3 protein-coding genes are annotated in these 2,879 nt (G+C 56.9%); 1 reads left to right on the forward strand and 2 read right to left on the reverse strand.

Features of this window, described 5'->3' with window-relative positions:
- Positions 1-11 precede the first annotated feature (11 nt).
- Positions 12-1,382: a GH1 family beta-glucosidase gene (locus HMPREF9538_RS01025; RefSeq protein ID WP_004180160.1), complete on the reverse strand. Its 1,371-nt coding sequence runs from the start codon at positions 1,380-1,382 to the stop codon at positions 12-14.
- Between the two features lie 115 nt (positions 1,383-1,497).
- Positions 1,498-1,635 (reverse strand): division septum protein Blr, encoded by a 138-nt coding sequence (gene blr / locus HMPREF9538_RS30780; protein WP_004227851.1) that lies wholly within the window; start codon positions 1,633-1,635, stop codon positions 1,498-1,500.
- 190 nt (positions 1,636-1,825) lie between these two features.
- Here blr and HMPREF9538_RS01020 point away from each other — a divergent pair, with 190 nt between their 5' ends.
- Positions 1,826-2,866 carry an oxidoreductase gene (locus HMPREF9538_RS01020; protein WP_009486431.1) on the forward strand — a complete coding sequence of 347 codons (1,041 nt, stop codon included), beginning with the start codon at positions 1,826-1,828 and terminating at the stop codon, positions 2,864-2,866.
- Positions 2,867-2,879: the final 13 nt, after the last annotated feature.

Consider the following 2,879-nt stretch of genomic DNA (forward strand, 5'->3'; position numbering starts at 1 on the left):
GCAAGAGAAGATTAACGCTGTTCGCCGTGACTGGCAATAACAGATTTGTACCAATAAAAACTCTTCTTTCGTTTCCGCGCCAGATTTTGCTGGTGATCGACATAGACAAAACCATATTGCTTTTGATAGCCGTTGAGCCAACTCAGCAGATCGATAAATGACCAGGGGTAATAGCCGCGCACATCTGCCCCCAGCGCCAGCGCTTTTTCGAGGGCGCCAATATGGCTGCTGAGATAATCAATCCGCGGGTCGTCGACCACTTCCCCGTCAATAATCGGGTCCTTCGCGCCGAGGCCATTCTCGGTGATATATATCGGAATATCGCCATAGCGCGCCTTAATCATCATAATGCCGTCAGTTAGCCCCTGCGGCCAGATTTCCCAGCCCCATTCGGTATATGTACTCTGGGGATTACGCACGAAATAGAATAATCCCTCCACGCCAGGCTCGCCGCCGGTAGCGATCTCAGGCGGCTGGGCAGATACCGTTTCCCGGCGATAGTAATTCAGACCGATAAAGTCGCAGCGGTTGTCACGGAGCAGCGCGTCGTCGCCTGGAGCAAAGCGAGGTACCCCCCACAGCGCCTGGGTCTGCGCCAGCAGGTCGGCAGGATAGGTGCCTTTCAGCACCGGATCGTACAGCCAGTGAGTATGGATGGCGTCAGCCAGCTCGGTGGCCTTAATGTCCGCCTCGCTGTCGGTGAGCGGGGTATGCGGTTGCAGTACGTTGACGAAGCCAATCTCGCCGGCCACAGCCATCTCACGAAAGGCCTTCACCGCCAGCGCATGGGCGATAAATACGTGGTGGCAGGCCTGAATGGCGCGCGCCGGATCGCGGACCGCCGGGGGATGGAGGCCGTTAATGTAGCCGTGCCCAATGAAGACAATGGTTTCGTTGAAGGTAGCCCACAGCTTCACCCGTGAACCAAAGCGCGCATAGCACAGGCGGGCGTACTCGGCGAAGGCCTCGGCGGTAGTGCGCGCTTCCCAGCCGCCCTCATCCTGCAGGGCCTGCGGCAGATCCCAGTGATAGAGGGTGATCATCGGCTCAATATTGTGCGCCAGCAGTTCGTCGATCAGATCGCTGTAAAACTGGACTCCCGCTTCATTCACCTTACCGCGCCCGGCGGGCAGCAGGCGGGGCCAGGAGATGGAGAATCGATAGCTTTGCAGGCCCATTTCGGCCATTAACGCCACGTCTTCGCGAAAACGGTGATAGTGGTCGACGGCAATATCGCCGGTGGTGCCTTCAAAGGTGGTACCCGGCAGATGAGAGTAGATATCCCAGATTGACGGTCCTTTACCGTCGGCGTCGTGTCCTCCCTCAACCTGATACGCTGCGGTAGCGGCACCCCATAAGAAATTGTGCGGAAAAGCGGCCATGAAAAAGCTCCCTGTCTGATGATAAAGGGAGTGTAATAAAAGCGCGAGCATATTTGCAACCGGTTTCTGAAACCGGTTGCACAGTTGCGAGGCGGGTCACTGTTTTAACGCGGAGCTACTTCGTGTGCACCACATCCGCTGGCGGTGGGGACTGATAGTTATCTATATGGTGTGCGATAACCAAAAGCAGTGCCGAAATACCAAAAACAATCCAGCCAATAAGTTCTACAATACGGGTAAAAACAGTTGTCATAACACTTCAATATCCTTTGAACACAGCGTGAAATGTTACTCGATGGTCAGCAGATCACAAGGGGTATCTGTCTGATTTCTCACACTTGCATGTAAGTCGCAAAGTAAGGAATGATAAGTTTTGCTCACGGTTTGTAAAATTATTCTCATTAACCTGGTGTTGATATCAGTTGCATAAGCGAGGCGGTAAGATGAGCGATGCGATCCGGGTGGGGCTGGTGGGGTTCGGTTACGCCAGCAAAACGTTTCATGCGCCGTTGATCGGCGGCACGCCGGGTATGGCGCTGAAGGCGGTCGCCAGCAGCGACGCCGATAAGGTCCATGCCGATTGGCCTGGCGTGAAGGTAATGAGTGCGCCGGGGGATCTGCTGGACGACCCGGATATCGATCTGGTGGTCATCGCCACCCCGAACGACACCCACTTTCCGCTGGCGAAAGCGGCGCTGGAGGCGGGAAAGCATGTTGTGGTGGATAAGCCCTTTACCGTGACACTGTCACAAGCTCGCGAGCTGGAAAGCCTGGCGAAGCACTGCGGTCGGATACTTTCGGTGTTTCATAACCGGCGCTGGGACAGCGATTTCTTAACGGTCAGCGCGTTGATCAACGAAGGTCAGCTGGGGGAGGTGTGTTACTTCGAGTCGCATTTCGATCGCTTCCGACCACAGGTGCGCCAGCGCTGGCGTGAGCAGGCAGGTCCTGGCAGCGGCATATGGTATGACCTCGCGCCGCATCTGCTCGACCAGGTCGTGGTGCTGTTTGGCCTGCCGGTAAGCATCACGGTGGACCTCGCGCAGCTTCGGCCCGGCGCGCAATCCACCGACTATTTTCACGCCGTGCTGGCCTATCCGCAGCGGCGGGTAGTACTGCATGGTACGTTACTCGCCGCCGCGGAGAGCGCGCGCTTTATCGTCCACGGCTCGCGGGCCAGCTATATTAAGTACGGCCTTGACCCGCAGGAGGAGCGGCTAAAAAACGGTGAACGGCTGCCGCAGGAGGACTGGGGATATGATATGCGCGACGGTACCCTGACCCGTGCGGAAGGGGATGAGCGTAGTCAGGAGAAATGGCTGACGCTACCGGGTAATTATCCCGCTTACTATGCCGCTATCCGCGACGCGCTTAACGGCGTAGGGGAAAACCCGGTCTCGGCCAGCGAGGCGATTCAGATAATGACCCTGATTGAGTTGGGTATCGAGTCGGCCAGACATCGCACCACGCTCAACCTGGTCTGAGGAGGAGCCCGGG

It is taken from the genome of Klebsiella sp. MS 92-3 (assembly GCF_000195655.1).
Taxonomy (GTDB): Bacteria; Pseudomonadota; Gammaproteobacteria; order Enterobacterales; family Enterobacteriaceae; genus Klebsiella; species Klebsiella pneumoniae.